This is a genomic window from Photobacterium minamisatsumaniensis (assembly GCF_050336695.1).
Taxonomy (GTDB): Bacteria; Pseudomonadota; Gammaproteobacteria; order Enterobacterales; family Vibrionaceae; genus Photobacterium; species Photobacterium minamisatsumaniensis.
In genome coordinates, this window is record NZ_JAKJSI010000016.1 from 84,553 (window position 1) to 103,117 (window position 18,565).

Here is an 18,565-nt window from a genome sequence, read left to right on the forward strand (position 1 = left end):
ATATTGGTGTAAATACTCTACTACAGCTCTAACGTTTACAGTAGATTAACATTTAGTAATTGAGATCTCGGTATCACGTAGTTAGGTCTATCGTCTATCAGCACAGGGAATGAACAAGCCTGTGACCCAACCCCTCAACAGCTTGTATAAAAAACCATCACTTTGAATTGGGTCACAACATCTTCAATCACATAACGATACGGTATTACTCAGATACTCAATTACTTACTCATTTCTACCTTCTAAGTGCCTAAATTGAAAAGTTGCCTGATCAGAACTCAGAAAATTACTCAATTTAGTACTTTAGGAGTTATGTATATGAAATATTTAGAAATGGCTAAAGCACTCTTTACCCAGCCGCTAACTTTGGAGGAACTGCATAAACTTGACCAACTTGAGCGTCAAGCAACAGGCAAAGAACGCATGTTTATTGGTGCCTTATGGGATGCAGCCTATGCGGCCGTTGAGCCAGCAGTGTTACACCAAGCACGTGAAGCTGGTTTACTCTAAATAAAGGCATTATGTTAATTTTGAAGGGAAACTGTACGTATTGCTTCCCTTCAACTTCACCCGTAATATTTTAGCCACTCTTTTCAATATCTATGACTTTATAAACATTAATAACTGCTTCCCCATTCATTATTCCCTCTTATAAAAAATTAAATATATCTGTAATCTTTCAACAAAAACAATAAATAACTTAAATTGAAGCTATAAAGAAACATCATTATTGAAAGCAATACACCCACCCGCCAAGTCATTGTTTTATTAGCAATATTCAGTGCAGTCCGATCAATATCACCATTTGTATTACTTTATTATTGATTAATTTATTTAATTAATAATAAATAGTGATAAACATCATCATGCAAAACCAAACAAACCCAAAATTAAGTGATCAAAATCATAAAGTTAGACCCACTAAAGTGATGGATATATCATTTTCCCCGAACACCCTTTGATCAACATATAATAATACAATACTTTGGCCGTATATTATTGAGTCAAAGGATTGGAATATTAGGATGAAGACACAAAAGGATATTGTCTTAGATGCGATTGAAATAGTTAGACCATCGATCGAACGTCTATTCACACGGACTAATCGACAAGAGCTCCATATCGTAGTGATGAACCCTCAAGTTAAGCCTTGGGAATCGAGCTTCGAAGAAGCAATATTGGTTGAAACGTCTATTGGTGAGCCTGATGCATGGACGATCCCCTTCGATCAACTCGCTAGAAAAAAAGCACAGCAAGCTTGGCGAGATTCTCAAGCGAATATTTCCCACCAAACCATTCACCCAAGCTCTCTTCATGATGATGATGTGCTTTATTACGGCTCTTTTGTTTACGGCAATATCGTTGTCGCCTGTAGCGGCGTTCAGCAATGGTACGACATGTTAATCAGCGGTTGGATTGCGCTTGCAATAGAGCAACTTACGATGAATGACTACCAAACTACAAAAATAAATAACCCTACTCAAACTTACCGATTTGAAAAATAATAAGGTCTAAAGCTATGAATAAATTCTTAAAAGCAGCAATGGTAACCGCAGGCGTACTTGTTTCAGCCTCTGCAATCTCAGCAGATTACCCAAGTAAAAACATTCGCTTAGTTGTTCCATTTGGTGCTGGCGGCGGTACTGACGCTGTTGGTCGAACATTGGCAAATAGTGCAAAAGATGTATTAGGCCAAAATATTGCTGTCATGAACCGTACGGGTGGCGCAGGCGCTGTTGGAATGAGCTTTGGTGCCCAACAACGTGCAGATGGTTATACACTAACGGTAGTTACTCGTGAGATTGCTTCTCTTCCTCAAATGGGGTTGATGAGACACGATGCTGATGACTTTAAGCTGATTCGGATGGTAAACCTTGACCCTGCGGTTGTCCTTGTTGCCGCTGACAGCCCATACAACACAATTAATGATTTAATCGAAGAAGCGAAACGTGAGCCAGGTAAAGTTAAATTTGCTTCAACAGCGGCCCCTAACTTCTATTTGATGGCATTAGAAAAAGACCAAGGCATTAAACTCAATGCGATTCCTTATAACGGCGCTTCTGAAGCTATCCCTGCGGTTTTAGGCAATCATACTGATGTCACTATGGTTACGCCTGGTGAATCCATTGCTCAATTACGTTCAGGTCAATTAAAAGCACTTGGTGTAATGTCTGACGAACGCATCTCTTTCATTAAAGATGTTCCAACTTTAAAAGAACAAGGTATTAATGTTGTAACAGGTACATGGCGTGGTATTGGGGCACCGAAAAACACACCCGATGACGTCATTGAAACTCTTGGCAAAGCATTTGATACAGCAATGGCGAGTGAAGAATTTAAATCATTCATGGAAACAGGTGCGATGACTATCCATAACCTGAATACTGAAGAGTTTACTCAGTTCGTTTACGAAGATACGCAAGCACTTGGCACTCTAATTAAGTAATCACCGTCCTAGAGCCAACCATCGTTTGTTGGCTCTATTCTTATAATCATGTTCAACATAAGGATAGATTCTATGCTGAATAGAAACTTTCTTTTCCCGTCCCTTATTATTTTATTAAGTGCGGCTGCATTATTTATTATTAGCCAATTTGATAAACCGATGTTTCAAGATGCCAGTGTCGATGCTCGGTTTTTCCCTATGGTTGTTGTTATTGCACAAATTGTTATCTGTTGTGTATTGCTCGTTCAACACAAAATAAAAATGAACAAACAAGCACTCGACGTTGAAGACTCTCTTTTTTCTAAACTGTCTGTTTTTGGTGTCATTTTTCTCATTGGTTACGCACTACTCATTCATTTTATTGGCTATCTTTTTGCAAGTCTTATCGCTTTCATCTTTTACCTTATTTACTTCAACGTTAAGAAGCCACTTTATTATGTCGTGGCTGCCGTTTTTGTTTTTTCTGTTTACTACCTATTCGGTGAAGTGTTCTTAATTGCACTTCCTGAAGGCATTATTTTTTAAGAGGCCGTTATGCTAGAACATTTAATGACAGGTCTTTTTACGGCCTTTAGCCCAAGCGTTTTCCCTGTATTGATTTTCGGGGTACTCGGTGGAATTATTCTCGGTGCCTTACCTGGCTTAACCGCAACAATGGGGGTCGCTATTTTGCTCCCCTTCACATTTGGTATGGAACCAACGGCTGCACTCGTAATGCTAATTGGCGTCTACATCGGTGGCATCTATGGTGGCTCGATTGCGGCAATATTACTTAAAACACCCGGTACACCCGCCTCTGCGGCAACGGTACTTGATGGCCACACGTTAGCCGTAAAAGGGCAAGCCGCAAGAGCACTCAGTATATCTGCCGTTGCTTCTTTTGTAGGCGGTTTAATCAGTACCATAGTGTTAATCGCGATTGCGCCTTTACTGGCTGATTTCGCACTCAAGTTTAATGCGCCAGAATATTTTGCCTTGGCACTCTTTGGCTTAACCATTATTGCCAGCGTCTCTTCAAAAAACATCTTAAAAGGCTTACTTGCCGGGACTATCGGGCTATTGATATCGACCGTCGGACTTGATCCTATTAGCAGCGTGCCACGCTTTACCTTTGATGTAATGGACCTCTATAGTGGTATTAACGTTATACCCGTATTGATTGGCTTATTTGCTATTTCCGAAGGGCTAAATCAATTAGAAAAACTACATGCACAAAAGAAAAGCGCACCACCGAAATTTGACCAGAAGCTCTTGAGCAAAGCGGATCTAAAAGCGATGCTACCAACGGCGGTAAAAAGTGGGTTAATGGGGACAACCATTGGCTCGGTTCCGGGTGCTGGTGCTGATATTTCCGCGTTCGTTTGCTACAACGAGGCAAAACGTTCCGCAAAGAATCCTGATGAGTTTGGTAAAGGCTCTGTACAGGGCTTAGCCGCCGCTGAAGCCGGCAATAATGGTGTAACAGGTGGCTCGTTAGTTCCCCTATTAACACTTGGTGTTCCAGGAGATGCTGTTGCCGCTGTTTTGCTTGGTGCATTGATTGTGCAAGGGTTAACCCCTGGCCCACTGCTCTTTAGCCAAAACCCTGAAGTCGTTTATGGCGTATTTAGCTCAATGCTTGTTGCTAACATTGTCATGCTAATTATCGGCTTAGTCGGCATCCGTTTTTTCTGCCGTATCATTGAAGTGCCAAAGATCATTATGATCCCAATTATCATTTTCCTATCGGTAATTGGTGCCTACGCAATAAACAACTCAATGTTTGATGTCGCTATTGCAATTTCATTTGGCTTACTTGGCTTTGTATTAAATAAAATGGAGATCCCTTCCTCGCCCATACTGCTCGCCATTATTCTCGGGCCAATGGCGGAAACAAACCTCAGAAAATCATTATTGATGTATGAAGGTAGCTGGTCATTTTTATACGAAAGACCAATCGCACTGGCTTTCATTGTCTTAGCGATGTTCTCAGTCTACTCAACAATAAAGCTGAAGAAGAAACAAGCTAAGAGCGACGTTGTACACCAATAACTTTATAGCGTCCTATCTCATGGCTTGGGTTAGCGTATAGCCCAAGCCATGCTGACTTAAATCTACCAAGAGTTATAACCGCCCCCCAGACATTGACAGCAAGCATACCCTCCCCCACAAAACATCACCTCAAATTATGTATTAACCATAGCTAGCCTTATGTATCCCCCAGCCCTCAAGTGTTCAAATACCAACCATAAAGACACAGCCACTTACCCTACAGAATTAAAGTGACAAACAACCAAGGTGTCTTTGAATAACTAACGGTGTAGCTCATTAGGATCGCAATTCATGCGCTAGCTACTTACTCGCAAGTGTCCTTTAACCCGGATTGGTTAAATGTAAGCACTCATAGGATATTAGTATGAAGATTCTCTTTAATTTATATGCCTTTACGCTCGCAATCATTGCCATCTTCTGTGTTGTGCTAATGACAGAGCCTGGTCAGGTTATCGGTGTACCAAGAAACTGGTTACTTCACTACTACCGCTATATGCCATTGTTTTGGACTATCCAAATCATCGCATTAATTACGCTTTGGATTGCTAACTATCGCGGTAAATTCTGGAAACCAATCTGGCTAGGACTTGCTTCTATGGGGGTTGGCATAACCTTTTGGGCACAGTCTTTTGCGATGCCGACGGCATTCCCGACAGAGCAGCTGAACGCTAAGTATTATTCCGTCAAGGATGCTGACATGTTGATCCCAGAAGAAGACTCACGCGTTTATGTCACTGAAATCAATGGTGAGGTTCGAATCTTCCCTCGCTACCACCTTCAGGTACCTCATGTTGCTGGTTGGGAATCTGAAGGCATTGGTTATGCGATAACATATTGTGGTCTATCTAATCTCCCGATGGTCGTAGAGACTGATTATGGTCTAGGAAACTCTGACCTACAGGTACTCGGCCAAGTACATAACAACCTTATTTTTAAAGATGTAAAAAATGGCACTGCTATCCAACAAATTACCATGCAATCAGAGTTTACTGACCACTCGACCACGGTTCACCCAAACACTCAAATGGATTGGGAGAAAGCGAAAGATATGTACCCAGATGCCAAGGTATACATCTATGGAATGGAAAGGTTAATAGACAATGTTTTACTTGGGTTGTTCGAAAAACCCTTGCAAGATCAGCGTGATATTAATAACCCTAATTTTATGTTCGATACGTTAAACCTTATAGATTCACGACTTAATCCTAAAATAGAGGTGTTCGGTTACGACAATGGCAAACAACAAATCGCAATTGACCCTGACTTTGCTCGTGCTAATGACGGCTTTGAATTTCAACTAAACGATGATGTATTAACAATATCTACCGATGGTGATGTGGTAAGGCTTTTAAACGCCGTAGGTGAACAAGTTCCTACCCATAACGGTATACATTTCGGTATTTGGTCTCAATTTTTTCCCGGCACAGAGGTACTAAAATGAAACATTTAATCATTGCTTTAATGTGTACATTAGTCGTGTCGATGACAGATATTGACCAACCCTACGAGCGTTTAATGATAAGGCAGCACCATCAACAAATAGATACACCAGAGTTAAACACCGATGACGTTTCGTTATTTATTAAACATGTTCAAGACTAGCAACTAGATAAATACATCTAAGTAGGCACTCGAAGTATACGGCTGATGGGTTGAGAATAGTTTCTACCTATCAGTCGCTCCCCTTAACCACTGATACAAATACAAACGCCATACAAAGCACAGCCCCCATCTTTCACCTTCAATTATCCTCAGGGTGCCCTAAACCTAAGCAGTTAGCTTAGATCACTTGAAAAACTCACTCATTAAACCCCTATAGCGAACTAGAATTAATGGGATTCAGACAACGTTAAAAATACGTGGTTAATGGGGTAACAACTGTGGATCTGAACTTACTAACAACCTTTTTGAGTGTCTATAAACACACTTCCATTACTGTTGCCGCTGAAGAATTAGATTTATCTCAGCCAGCAGTGAGCGCAGCCTTAAAGAGGCTCGAAAATTTTGTTGGAAAGCCCCTCTTTGTTCGAGATGGACGAGGGATCTCACCGACAGGCGCCGCAGTTGCGTTAGCAAATAAGATTGAGTTGCCGCTTACCGTATTAGAAACCATTGGTACGCAACAAGAGTCCCTTACTGTCTATTGCAGTGAAATGGTATTGCACCTAGTCAGTCATATAGAAGGAATTAAGCTAAGTGAAACGCCATTAGAAGAAAAAGCTATCTTTGATGACCTCTACACGCAAAAGGTCGATCTAGTTATCGATGTCATGTCTAGTAGGCAACATTCGCTTATTGTGGAAGAATTCCACCAAGAAGAGCCGACATGTTTAACACGGTTAGATCACCCCAGAATCCATGCTCAAATGACAAAAGAAGAATATTTCTCAGAAGAACACATCGCGTTAAAATTCACTCGAAACAATACCAATACCATCAACAATCTCGCTGAAAAGCCTGTTGAGCCGCGTAAAGTAAAGATTGAAACGGGCTCTCTATCTAGTATGTTAATTCTTTCTTCTGTCAGCGATTATATCGCTTCTTCTCCTCGTTCAATTGCAGAGAAATTAGCGCCAAAGCTCAACCTTCGAGTTCATCATTACCCTTTTAAAATGAAGCCCGTGAGGCTATTCATGATCTATCATCGACGTTATGCAAATGACCCTTTCCACACAGCAAAGCGACAGATTTTAAAGACCGCGATTACTCAAAAAAGCTAAACCACTAAACCAGTGTTTAAAGTAAGTACTCTCAATAACATCATGATAGAAGCATATTTTGAATGATAGGGGCATGTTCTTTACATGTCTTCACCAAATCGAGAAGTTGGGCGTTAGAGCCAGTGCGTTTGTAGTAAATATATAATGGCAAAATTAAATTAATTTCGTTGATCGGAATACAAACACAGTTTTCCTGCGCGATAAACTTAATGCACTCTGGCGCAATTGAAATACCAAGCCCTGAAGATACTGAAGTGACTAGGTTTCTCATATTATCAGGATGAAAAGTGATATTAGGAGAGAAGCCACTTTCTTGAAATAAATGCAAAATATGTTCATACATCTCTGTCCATTCCGCCCGGCGGAAGAGAATAAATTTTTCACCACGTAACTCACTAATACTTAGACTTTTTTCACTTGCTAGCGGGTGATGTTTCGGTACGATTGCCACCAACCTATCAATATAAATCTCTTCAACATTAAATAGATTGCCATCAAGCTTGGGTTGACGCCGAGAAAAGGCAATATCTATTTTGTTTTCAATGAGCGCTTCATATTGTTCTTGAGCTGTCATTTCATGCAAAGTAGTCAGTACATTTGTATGAGACGCACTAAAACTATTAATTAACTTTGGCATGAAAAATGAGCTTGCCGTTGCTAAATAACCAATATTAATTTGACACTCAACACTATCATTTGATTGACGAATAAGATCTTTAACCCTTTTATCATTTGATATGATTTTTAACGCTTCAGGCAACAATGCATCACCGGCTTTAGTCAGCTCTACTTGGTGTGTTGTTCGTAAAAATAATTTTACACCAAGCTCACTTTCAAGATCTGACACATGCCTAGAGACTGTCGGCTGTACCGTATGGAGCTCTCTGGCTGCCGCCGAGAAATTTTTGATTTTCGCCACAGTCACAAACGTTTTGAGTGTTTTTATGTCCATTCACTTTGCTTATTCATCATTTGTATTATTGTTATACATTAATATTATTTCCACTGATATGTAAGCATCTTTATAGTGAAACGTGCATCAAGTCTCAAGCATTAGTATGCATCCCGCCAACAAGAACAAAAGGGAGAGATCTTGCTTACTTGCCCTATTACTACAGGAACATACACATGGATATAGATATTATTGTTGTATTGGTTTACTTCACCTTTCTCATGAGCTTAGGCTGGGTATTCCGCTCTGCAGCAGCCAATACAAGTGATTATTTCCGAGGGGGCGGCCGAATGCTCTGGTGGATGGTTGGCTCAAGTGCTTTTATGATGGCGCTAAGTGCAATGACCTTCACAGGTCTTATGGGGAAAGCGTTAACCAGTGGTATGTCCGTCGCAGTTGTCTTCTTCGCAAACGCATTAGGCTACTTTTGTAATTATCTTTTCTTTGCTGCGAAAGCTCGTCAAATGCGGGTGATTAGTCCTTTACAGGGAGTAAGGCTACGCCTTGGTAAAACCAATGAGCAAGTATTCACTTGGGCAAATGTACCGCTTAGTGTCTTACAAGCCGCGATTTGGCTTAATGGCTTGGCTGTCTTTACAAGTGCCGTTATTGGGGTACCACTTGAACAAACAATTATTGGTGCAGGTTTAGTCGTATTATTCATGTCACTAGTCGGTGGTAGCTGGGCTGTTATTGCTTCTGATTTCATGCAGATGATCATCATTACCGTGATGACATTTGTTGCTGCTATGGTCGCAATTTGGAAGTCAGGTGGTGTTGGTAACTTATTAGAAGTCGGTCTTCCAACTCAACAACTTATTGGTGATGGTTATAGCTACACTTACCTTTTTGTTGGCTGGTTTATCTGTATTTTTGTTAAACAGTTCTTTAGTACCAACAACATGGTCGATTCCTACCGATTCATTGCATCAAAAGATACTAAAAACGCACGTAAAGCGGCGCTACTGGCTTGTTCATTAATGATCATTGGTCCACTAACGTGGTTCCTGCCGGCATGGTTCGTTGCGGGAAATTATCCAGATATCACAACTTGGGGACTTGATGGCCTAGGTAATAATATTGCAGATGCTACCTACTACATTTTTGTAAAACGTGAAATGCCAGTTGGTATGGTCGGCTTAATGCTAGCTGCAATGTTTGCAGCAACAATGTCATCGATGGATTCAGCCCTAAACCGTAATGCTGGTATCATTCTTAAAAGTGTCTATGAACCTTACTTCTGTAAAGATTTCTCTGAAAAACACCTAATGCTAGCAAGTAAAATACTAACGGCTGTATTTGGTGTGATCATCATCGTGACAGGTTTATTCTTAACATCGTTGAAAGAGTTTGGCTTATTTGACCTAATGATGCTTGTAGGCACATTAGTTGGCTTCCCTGTTCTTATTCCTTCAATCCTGTGCTTCTTTATACGTAAAACGCCTGACTGGGCTGGTTGGGGTACGATCCTCGTTGGTATGTGTGTATCTGCAATCATCGCATTTGGTATAACACCGCAGGCAATTGAAACACTCTTTAACCTTGATACTCCAATCTCTGCTCGTGAGTTCTCGGAAATGAAATCGGTAACAATGGGTGTTATTGGACACATGTCTATCACACTACCGTTCTTTGTACTTTCTCAATTCTTTTATAAAGAACCATCGCCAGAACGTGCCGCTGAAATTAATACATTCTTCAACAACGTCGATACTGAAGTTGTCGTGGAAGACTCTGAAGCAAGCATTGCAATGGATAACAAACAGCACGATATGCTTGGAAAAATGCTACTTACCGCTTCGGTTTTCTTATCGATGCTAGCGTTTGTTCCTAATCCATTATGGGGTAAGGCACTGTTCCTTATTGTCGCGGGTATTGTAGGACTCATCGGATTCATACTCCTACGAACAATTAAAACGGCACCGCAACTAGAAGCTGCAACATCAAACACTTAATCAAATAAATATATCAGTATTAGAGGTAGGAACGTTGTTCCTGCCTCTTTGGGGAAGACATGTCAGTACAACAACGATTTGGTGGTGAACTCAGTGATGAAGAATTTCGAAAATTCACCCTCTACACCACCCAAAGTAATAATTTCGAAGATGACAATGCAAGAGCAAAAATCATCGGCTTCAACAACTCTGGGGTAAGAGTTGCACCAGGCGCCATTGTGAGAATTGGTGACAACCAAATTGGTGAAAACTCGTATGTTGGTCTCTATAGCTATATCAACGGTGATGTATCTATTGGTCTGAATGTCTTGATTGGTCCACACGTCTCGATCGTAGCATCCAACCACTTATACGATCCGCAAACCGACCATTTCAGTGCTCGCAGTAACCTTCAAAAAGGAAAAGTAAGCATTGAGGATGGTGTTTGGTTAACGTCTGGCGTCGTCATTACACCCGGTGTCACCGTCGGTAAATGTGCATTAGTTTGCGCCAATTCTGTGGTCACACAAACCGTGGAACCTTATTCCATTGTGGCAGGTACACCAGCGAAAGAAATTGGAAAAATTGATCCTAAAAGTGGCAAGTATCACTGGTATAAAGAGGAGGTTTAGCATGTTGTCTTTAGACCGACACCACGATTTTCAAGTTTTTGTATCCCCGAAAAACCAACAACCATCGGCGGTTAATCCACCGCGCTTTAATTGGCCTCAGGAAAAATACGAGTACACATACTCTATCGATCTTGAGCATGTTGAAAAACAACTTCAATGGCGATGGGTTAACGTATCCTCTCCTTTCCAGCTCCCATTTTTATTATCAAGCGGTGAATATCGCTGGCGAGTTACCGATATAAATAATCAAGTCTCGGAATGGCTAACTTTCAGTGTTTCTGATGATACAGAAAACTATTTACCGCCTACAGCTCAAGAGTTATTTGAACTTTGTCATGGCAAAGATCAATTCTTAATGTATTTTGACGAGGACATAAGCAAGGTATGCAATGCCTCTCAGGCCGCTTTAAGCAAGCTACAGAATACCGCGGCCTTAGCTGATATCAATGCTATCACCTACCCAACTCATTACCGCCGTGGAGAAGAAGAAGGTAAACGTACTGCGATTGCAAATGTACGAAATTGGATCGACCGAGACTTAATGGCATTAACCCTTCTCTATAAAATTTGGGGTAAAGAAGAAAGTGGCCGTCAAGCTGTCTCATTGTTACTTCGTTTAGCTGAATGGAGCCCTGAAGGCCCAGCCTCGTTATTACGCCCTTGCACATGGGGTGACGAAGTGGGACTTTCATTATCAAGAAACCTCTATTTAGCCTACCACTGGCTATCCCCTTTATTGACTGATAGCGAAAAAGATTTCATTCGACCGATGCTCATTCGTATGGCCTACCAAATGGAGGAACGGTTAGAGCAGGATATGTTTAAGCAATACCCAGGGCATTCGCATACCTCACGCCTTCCAGCCTATCTTGGTATTGCGGCATTAGCGCTTCATAAAGAATTTGAACGCGATGTCTGTACACGTTGGTTAGAATACTCGCTAATGATATACCGGAGCGTGCTTCCATTTTATGGTGGTGAAGACGGAAGTTGGGCTGAGGGGGCTTTTTATTCGTCATCTTACAGCAAGTGGCAGCACCCTTTCTTCCTTACTGTAGAGCGCATTAGCGGCTTTTCGTTTTACAATCACCCTTTCTACAAAAACTATCATCAGTTTGCGATGGACTTCGTCGCCAGTGATGAAGACATTCATCCATTTGGTGACGGTTTTTGGTGTAAGCGGGATAACAGCGTTGAATGGCCGGGTTTCTTTGCTCAGAACCCTTTACGCATATATGCAGACCGTTTCGGTAACAAAATTTCACGCGATATGTGTAAAGCATTAGAAGTAAATATTGATACCTACGAGCTACATTTGCTGGATGTAATTCCAACCATAAAACAAATTGAATGCTTAAATAACCCACCAGCGACTACTACCAGTAATGAAACGGCTGCAGATAGTCTCTATAGCAAGTTCTATAACTTTGCTGGCTTCGGCAATGTGAAATGGAAAGAGTCGTCATTGTATTTTAGAGCAAGTCAATTTGGTAATAGTTCACACCGTCACGCTGACCAAGGTAACATCACACTGATTGACTCAGGCGACAATGTACTCACGCCAAGTGGTAGCTATGGGTACCGGTTTGGTAGTGGTCACCACAGCGAATGGACTCGAACAACGAAAGCACATAACTTACCCTTAATAGGTGGTATTGGGCAGATCCTTGATGACGAGTCAGCAACGGCCAGTGTTATCAGAAGTCAGTCAGGCAATAATTGGTATCTCGCGCAAATAGATCTTAGCAAGGCATACCGGGATGTAGTCAGCTTCATTCGCACCATCGTCTTCGTCGCAGATAAAGGACTAATGGTATGCGACAAGATCCAGCTTGAAGAAGCTAAGCCTATACAGTGGAGACTTCACTCACCCTTAGCAGCAGAGAAAACAAGCAATTATATCTCTCTTACTGGGTATGAAAATACATATACAATCAGTTTAGCCAATCATAAAAACGTATCTCCTACTTTAGCATTTGGTTATGATAATGACCCTTCCCACAGTGAAGCCGTTATCTCTGATGCAAGCGAGGATATAAATCACATTGAATGGGAACTCGCTAAGCAAGAAGAGCATCTCATTCTTGGCTGTTGCGAGAAGCGTCCTTTCTTATTTACTATTGAAGATAATAGAACCATTAACGTTTTTATCGAGCAAGAAAAAATTGAAATTGACTTATCAGCCAAGAGCCAGATCATAGTATCGAATAAATAAACAATAATTTTAGCATAATAAAAACAATTAAATTCGAACCACCTAAAAAAACTTTTAGGTGGTTCTTCCACCCCTATCAATGTTACCTTYGCAAACATCAAACTCAGCAAACGTCATCGCTTGCATCACAAGAAAATTGATGAATAAATTTGCAATTTACGCCTTTTCTAATAAGTTTAATATAGAATAATATTTAATCGAACATATAAGTGAAATAAATTTATTATTGATATTTTAGAGTGATTAGTTTAATCATTCTTGGTGAAATATAAAAAACACTATAGCCCATATTTTAATTACATTAAATGCATATAGCATCAGGGATGAGCATATGAAGAAATTAAATCATGCTATTAATGATGGTAATTTAACTATATTTAACATGAATTCAATTTTGTTATTACTTTCTTGTGGTTTAATTTTTCTTTTTTCACCCCTCTCATATGCAAATGGACTAGAGCTAAAATTTGGTGGTTGGAGCCATCATGGTAAATCTTTTGCAACTGATGATTATGATTATTCTGAGGTTCATAATGGTATCGGCATAGAGTATTTTTTTGGAGATAAAAATTGGAAGCCAGTGATTGGCATTTGGACAATGGAAGATTCATTTAAAGAACGATTATTCCAAGTTGGAGTGGGTTATCGCTATAGACCTGATTTTCTCGATGGTCGTATTAGCGCCCAATTAATGCTGGCTTATGAGCGCAGAGGTGAACGTGTAGTATCACTGAATACTGGTGATACAAAAGAAATTCATATGCAAAACCAACTTCAAGTCATTCCATATTTGCACTTTGTGCTTATCCCCTCAATCGGAGCCGCAGTAGACTTTACTTACGTGCCAAGGCTGAGTGAAACTGATGTGGAGACCTTCTTTATTCGTTTCAGTATTTCACCTCAAGCGATGAGAAAAACGTTTTTGTAGAGTGAAAGCAATGAGTCTACTAACTATAGCGACCAGCATTTCAGCTGTGTGCTGAATTCATTGTTACAGAAAGGCTATAAGAACCATTCGCTGATGATAGAAGCATTTCCCAAATAATGAATTTACGGGTAAAAAGCTCTATCACCAGTACTATGGGTAACTAAAAAGATGAATTTTCACATATAGTGACTAGAAAGGATATGGATAAACCTAGACTTATCTTCAAGGGCTAGTGCATTGATTCCAGCAGCAGCTTTACGCCCACCACCGGTCTTAAACTGAGTACAGACTTCATCAGCCCCAGTTCGGTTATTCAACGGTGCTCTAACACTGACAGTATAATCGTCTTGATTTGCATTTAACGTTAACACCGCGTGTGCTTTATCTGGCTGTTGGTTTGCCAATTCATTGCTAAAGACACCACTTATACGCCTTGCCCACGCTTCACAGGGCAATTCAAATACCCGGCTAATATCGTCATCATGAATAGCAGTTAATGCTGCTATATTTTTATAATCTTGCTCGTAGCCTTTTTTTAACAAGTAATACGGAGAACTTTGATCTTCACGTAAATCAAATGGGTTCTCATATTTCATCAGTGAGGTATAAAGCTCAGCAGGCGCTATATGTAAGTCAAATAGCGATGCACCATAACCGTTATAGTTGATTAATGTGCCAAGCTCTTTCAAAAACGCTATCTCAGTTTCAGTAAAGTTCTGTTGCTGAGCTAGAACCAAAGCGGCAGCATATAGGTTGTCGCCAAAAGCAGCAGCGATCGCCCAATGTACAAACTGGCCATTGAGTTTTTCATTAATCAATAAGCTGGTACAGACTTCAGCATCTAAGTTAATTAATGCTTCAAGGTTACTAGCGGCCGGAATTTCTCCTGAACGGTGATGATCACAGTAAAAGACCTCAACACCTTGCGCTAATAAGCGCTCTAATTCAGGTAAGTTCTTTTCCATCGAAATGTCTAATACTGTTACTGACGTTACATTACCTTTCGCGACTACTTGTTCTAGCAGTTTAATGTCTCGCTTAACACCAGTGATCAATGTGCTTTGCTTGGGTTCAGCTAAGCGTAATTGCAGTAAAGCAATAATGCCATCGGCATCACCATTAAAAATATCGTAATGCATACTCTTCCTAAGTTTGTATAAAGCCCAAAGTAACGTGGTAGTACAAGGCTAAATATAATACAGATCGTTATCTTATCAACCAATTATTACCCGTAACGAGAATATTAGACACTTAACCAATTGGGGGTGCTTTAGAAGCTTGATATTTGCGTGCGGATTATCGTCTTTACGTGAAAATGGAGGGCTCTAATACAATAAAGCCCCCAAAATTCAGCAATCATTTGGGGCTTTATTTACATCAAGTCAAAGAGCATATTAACTTGCTGGCTCAATCGTGCCATTAAAGGCTTCTTGCATAAATTCAGCTATCGGCTGAGAATGAAAAATGCTAACCACTTTTTGATAGTCGCTGTTATCTTTCTCGTCTTCTCGAGCTGCGATAACCATTACCGCTAATGGTGCATCTTTTGCTTCTAAGAACAAACCTTGTTCCTGTGGGTTTAGCCCCGCAGACATTACATAGTTCATCGTGATAGCGGCGGCATCAACATCATCAAGACTTCTCGGCAATTGAGCGGCCTCAACCTCAACGAACCTAAAACCTTTTGGGTTATCAACGATATCATGCAGCGTTGCTGTAAAACCAACGTCAGGTTTTAAGGTAATCAACTGTGCCTCTTCTAGAAGGAGCAACCCTCGCCCACCGTTGGTTGGATCATTGGGAATGGCAATCTTGGCTTTTTCAGGTAGCTCGGCTAGAGAGGCATGTTTGTTAGAGTAAATCCCCATGCGCATAAGTATTGACTCGCCAATAGATACTAGATTGGCATTGTTCCCGTTATTGTAGTTTTGCAAAAAAGGTAAATGCTGATAACTATTAAGGTTAAGACTTCCATCGGCCAGAGCCGCGTTTGGGGTGATATAATCTGAGAACTCAACAACCTCAATGTTCACGCCTTGTTTTTGTGCCTCTTTCGCTACAGCCTCAACAACTTGAGCGTGCGGCCCTGAGGTCGCTCCTATTTTGATAATCGAATCATCCTTTTGACCGCAAGCCGCTAAGCTCACACAGGCGATTATAGATAGAATCCATCGTTTCATCTTGGCATGTTCCTTCATGACTAATCCTTTAATAAACAGATACAGCTTTAGATACCTACCACTTTAGACATCCATACGTCCATAATATACAGAGTGCTTTACAATTCAAGCGATTCTATCGTGAGAGGCATGATTAAAAGGCGTAATTTATTCCAACGTCGAATATAAAATACAGTAATTTAATCCACACTAAACACTACATACATACCAAGATACGAACGGCCGAACGATACATAAAATTCATAATAAAATTAAAAGCATATTATAAACACTATAAAACTGGACATAAAGCAGTCATAAATGCCTAAAAAACACTCCATTGAAACTTATTATATGGATTAAGATCGCATTATTGACACTTTAGTAGATTAGCTATAACCGTCTTTCACTTCAGTCTGATATAACGACGCCATTATGCATATATGTGACCTACATAGACTGCTTATACCAAGTGTTTTATTACAAGGAAATATTATGAGGCTAGGGTTTAAAGCAAGAATTAACCTCAGTGTTGCGGCTTTGGTGGCTTGCTCGTTATTTGTTCTCGGTGCTATCAACATCCACAGTTTAAAAACATACATGGTTGATAGTCTAACCCAGACGACCATGAGTACCTTATATTCCCAAGCCTCCGAAATTGAAACTTGGGTAAAAGATGAAATAAGCGCTATTGATCACAGCGCCAAACTTTTTTCAGCTGATCTTTCACAGCAAGAGAATATCAATTTAGTTACGCTGTTAGCGGCCTCAAGTAATTTGAACAATGCGGCTATCGCCTACGATGATGGCCGTACCTATGCCGCTCACGGTGGCGATAATGGTGTTTTCCCTGTCTCTGAGCAATTCAAGCAACGTCCATGGTACATTCAAGCGAAACAACAAAGGCAAGTTATACTAACCGATATTTATACCGATTCAGTCACCAATAATCCCGTCATCAGTATTGCAGCACCGGTGTATGAGAACGGTCAGTTTGTTGGGGTTCTTTTAGGCGATTTACAACTTGGGGAAATAACCCAAAAAGTCAATGAGTTCCGTTTTGCAGGTGGTGCGGCAACTTTAGTCGATAATAATTTCATTTTTATTGCGAGTGATGATCCTACCGATATCGGCAAAACCCCATCACAAGTCAGCTCTGATTTTATCGAGCTTGAACAAAGCTTTAAAAGCCGTTCTAACGGTAATTTACTCATTCCCTACCTCGGCACTCAAATGCATGGGTATTTCACTCGTATAAACCTCTCAAACGATGTTTCGTGGACGTTGATGATCTTCGTTGATGAAGATACGGCACTTACGAGTGTGAATGAAATGGTTTCAGATTCAATCATGCTTATTTTAGTACTGATTCTCGTGAGTGTTATCGCGATAATCATGATTATGCGTCACCTTTACCGCCCTCTCATCGAGCTTAAAGGCGCGGTTCAAGATCTTGGTAAAGGCAGTGGTGATCTCACCCGACGCCTCACCGTGCATAGTAATGATGATTTGGGACAAATCAGTCACGGCTTTAATGACTTTGTCAGTAATTTGCAACACATGATGCTGAAAGTCGTCGACTCATCCACTTTGATCTCATCAAATATCGAGCAGTTAAGCACAAACGCTAAACAGAATGAAAGCCAACTTCTCACGCATTCGCACGAAACTGAACAGGTTGTAACCGCTATATCACAAATGAGCGAGACCGCAATTTCAGTGGCAGAAAACATCGTACAATCGACGCAAATCACGCAAGCGGCCAATGCTGAAGCCGATCAATCAAAAGCTGTTGTGCATAATGCCGTCAGTAGTGTGAGCAGTTTGGTTGATGAAGTCGATGCCATGTCTGAACGTATTCAAGTCATGAATCAAGATGCCAATCAAATCAACGCGACACTTTCTGTTATTGGTGACATTGCAGAGCAAACCAACTTATTGGCTTTGAATGCCGCGATTGAAGCCGCACGCGCAGGCGAACAAGGACGGGGATTCGCTGTTGTGGCCGATGAAGTTCGTGCATTAGCGGCGCGTACACAGCAGAGCACGTCTGAAATCAATGAGATGTTGGCTAAATTATTACAAGGCACAAATAACGTTGTTACAGCAATGAACAATACAAAAGAACGTTGCCAATCGGCGGCCAATACTACGTCTGAGGTTTCCGAAACCTTAGACCAAATGGGCTTATCGGTGAATCAAATCGAGCAGTTAAGTACACAAATTTCAACAGCTGCAGAAGAACAAAGTGTCGTCAGTAATGAGGTAAACCAAAACATGCTCACCATCAGAGACATTGTAAATACCTTAGTACAAAGCGGACAAGAAACGGTCAAAGCCACAGATTCTGTTGCTAAAGCCAATCAAGGACTACTCAGTTTAGTCACGCAATTTAAACTGAAATAAATAACCCTTAAAACGGTATCTAGGCACTGGAAGTAATCCAGTGCCTGAATCATAACGTCTCGCCTTTATTAAGACGTTTATCTTTCATTTTCGATTCATCCTGTCTTTTTATTTAACGCTCTCAGCGTATTTATCGTCAATC

The 18,565-nt window shown here is 40.7% G+C and carries 16 protein-coding genes; 13 read left to right on the forward strand and 3 right to left on the reverse strand.

The annotated features are described in order from the left end of the window. Positions 1–318: 318 nt before the first annotated feature. The 8 genes from L4D78_RS08305 to L4D78_RS08340 all read left to right on the forward strand — a co-directional run bounded on the left by L4D78_RS08305 (position 319) and on the right by L4D78_RS08340 (position 7,197). Complete coding sequence (locus L4D78_RS08305) at positions 319–510, forward strand: hypothetical protein (RefSeq protein ID WP_428466477.1); 192 nt, start codon at positions 319–321, stop codon at positions 508–510. Positions 511–1,025: 515 nt separating this feature from the next. Further along, positions 1,026–1,505, forward strand: a complete 480-nt coding sequence (locus L4D78_RS08310) for a hypothetical protein (protein WP_428466478.1) — start codon at positions 1,026–1,028, stop codon at positions 1,503–1,505. 14 nt (positions 1,506–1,519) lie between these two features. Beyond that, a complete protein-coding gene (locus L4D78_RS08315; RefSeq protein WP_428466479.1) occupies positions 1,520–2,446 on the forward strand; it encodes a tripartite tricarboxylate transporter substrate binding protein in 927 nt (308 codons plus the stop codon). Between the two features lie 72 nt (positions 2,447–2,518). After that, positions 2,519–2,971, forward strand: a complete 453-nt coding sequence (locus tag L4D78_RS08320; RefSeq protein WP_428466480.1) for a tripartite tricarboxylate transporter TctB family protein — start codon at positions 2,519–2,521, stop codon at positions 2,969–2,971. A 9-nt stretch (positions 2,972–2,980) separates the two neighbouring features. Next, entirely contained in the window at positions 2,981–4,477 is a 1,497-nt protein-coding gene (locus L4D78_RS08325; protein WP_428466481.1) for a tripartite tricarboxylate transporter permease, read from the forward strand. A 364-nt stretch (positions 4,478–4,841) separates the two neighbouring features. Next, the gene (locus tag L4D78_RS08330) at positions 4,842–5,918 is read left to right on the forward strand and encodes a DUF3179 domain-containing (seleno)protein (protein WP_428466482.1); all 1,077 of its coding nucleotides are present in this window, start codon (positions 4,842–4,844) and stop codon (positions 5,916–5,918) included. Beyond that, positions 5,915–6,079 carry a hypothetical protein gene (locus L4D78_RS08335; protein WP_428466483.1) on the forward strand — a complete coding sequence of 55 codons (165 nt, stop codon included), beginning with the start codon at positions 5,915–5,917 and terminating at the stop codon, positions 6,077–6,079. The genes L4D78_RS08330 and L4D78_RS08335 overlap by 4 nt, the downstream gene beginning before the upstream one ends. A 278-nt stretch (positions 6,080–6,357) precedes the next feature. Continuing rightward, positions 6,358–7,197, forward strand: a complete 840-nt coding sequence (locus L4D78_RS08340; protein ID WP_428466484.1) for a LysR family transcriptional regulator — start codon at positions 6,358–6,360, stop codon at positions 7,195–7,197. Positions 7,198–7,237: 40 nt separating this feature from the next. Here L4D78_RS08340 and L4D78_RS08345 read toward each other — a convergent pair whose 3' ends face one another. Continuing rightward, complete coding sequence (locus L4D78_RS08345; protein WP_428466485.1) at positions 7,238–8,149, reverse strand: LysR family transcriptional regulator; 912 nt, start codon at positions 8,147–8,149, stop codon at positions 7,238–7,240. A 176-nt stretch (positions 8,150–8,325) separates the two neighbouring features. Here L4D78_RS08345 and L4D78_RS08350 point away from each other — a divergent pair, with 176 nt between their 5' ends. From L4D78_RS08350 to L4D78_RS08365, 4 genes are all read left to right on the forward strand, one after another. Then, a complete protein-coding gene (locus L4D78_RS08350) occupies positions 8,326–10,104 on the forward strand; it encodes a sodium:solute symporter family transporter (RefSeq protein WP_428466486.1) in 1,779 nt (592 codons plus the stop codon). A gap of 59 nt (positions 10,105–10,163) precedes the next feature. Next, entirely contained in the window at positions 10,164–10,715 is a 552-nt protein-coding gene (locus L4D78_RS08355; RefSeq protein WP_428466487.1) for an acyltransferase, read from the forward strand. 1 nt (position 10,716) lies between these two features. Beyond that, complete coding sequence (locus L4D78_RS08360; protein WP_428466488.1) at positions 10,717–12,930, forward strand: heparinase II/III domain-containing protein; 2,214 nt, start codon at positions 10,717–10,719, stop codon at positions 12,928–12,930. 331 nt (positions 12,931–13,261) lie between these two features. Beyond that, positions 13,262–13,858 (forward strand): hypothetical protein, encoded by a 597-nt coding sequence (locus tag L4D78_RS08365; protein ID WP_428466489.1) that lies wholly within the window; start codon positions 13,262–13,264, stop codon positions 13,856–13,858. Between the two features lie 176 nt (positions 13,859–14,034). Here the strand turns inward: L4D78_RS08365 and L4D78_RS08370 are convergent, their stop codons facing one another. Then, entirely contained in the window at positions 14,035–14,997 is a 963-nt protein-coding gene (locus L4D78_RS08370; RefSeq protein WP_428466490.1) for a DHH family phosphoesterase, read from the reverse strand. A gap of 255 nt (positions 14,998–15,252) precedes the next feature. Next, positions 15,253–16,056 (reverse strand): MetQ/NlpA family ABC transporter substrate-binding protein, encoded by an 804-nt coding sequence (locus L4D78_RS08375; protein ID WP_428466491.1) that lies wholly within the window; start codon positions 16,054–16,056, stop codon positions 15,253–15,255. Between the two features lie 456 nt (positions 16,057–16,512). Here L4D78_RS08375 and L4D78_RS08380 point away from each other — a divergent pair, with 456 nt between their 5' ends. After that, positions 16,513–18,423, forward strand: a complete 1,911-nt coding sequence (locus L4D78_RS08380; RefSeq protein WP_428466492.1) for a methyl-accepting chemotaxis protein — start codon at positions 16,513–16,515, stop codon at positions 18,421–18,423. Positions 18,424–18,565: the final 142 nt, after the last annotated feature.